This window comes from Streptomyces sparsus (genome assembly GCF_054776295.1).
The window spans coordinates 1-827 of the sequence record NZ_BAAHCA010001456.1 but is presented as its reverse complement, the minus strand read 5'-3'; the positions used below and the strand labels follow the sequence as shown (position 1 = coordinate 827).

The following is an 827-nucleotide window of genomic DNA, read 5'->3' as shown; positions in this document are numbered from 1 at the left end:
CCCGGAGCCGGGGGCGCCGGCGCGCTCGCCGGTGGTGTGCGCCGCGGCGGCGGCCAGCCGGTCGCCGAGCCTGGTCGCGTAGGCCATCCAGAACGCCTGCCGGAACGTCTTCGTCCGCTTGCGTCCGGCGGCGCGCTGATCGGCTTCCGCCCGGGTCAGCGCGGAGGCGCCCTGCACCAGCAGCGAGGCGTGCAGCACCTCCACCGACTCCAGGTCGGCGGGGTAGCCGATCACGGTGGAGAAGCCGAGTTCGCCGTTCCACACCGCCTGGCACCGGTTCGCCGACGCCAGCGCGTCCAGCAGGATCGCCTTGGCCGTCTCGTAGGGCGCGTCCACCCCGATCCGGCAGGCGGCGGGCACGTCCGGGGACCGGCCGTCGTCGGCGAGCAGGGCCTCGGCGACGCTGTGCCGGGCGGCCAGCTCCTGCGCCTTGGCGCTGAGCGCCTCGGCCTCCTGCGGGTAGTCGGTCGCCTCGGCCTTGGCGAGCAGCGCGCGGATCCGGGTGAGCATGCGCGGTTCACCCGCCACCGGTGCGGCGGTGTGCGCGGCGTCCCCCGGCACGGGCCCGACGGGTTCGACCGGTGGCAGGGCCAGCAGCAGCCGCAGCAGCTCCAGGACGGACGTGGCGAGCGCGAAGCGGTCCGCGGACTCCCGCCGGGCGAGCGCCTCCGCGTAGTCCGCGTCCCGCGACCACCACACCTCGCCGACGCCCAGCGCGTCGAGCTGGGCCTGCCAGCGCGGGTCGAGACGCCCGTAGCGCCGGCCCTCGGCGGTGACCAGGTCGACGGTCAGCCGCACGTGGCGTGCGTCGAGGTCGCGCCGGACGA

At 76.7% G+C, this 827-nt stretch carries 1 protein-coding gene; it reads right to left on the bottom strand.

Features of this window, described 5'->3' with window-relative positions:
- Positions 1-827, bottom strand: an 827-nt coding sequence (locus ACYVE9_RS29015; RefSeq protein ID WP_461030856.1) for a DUF2786 domain-containing protein, incomplete at both ends; no start/stop codon positions are given.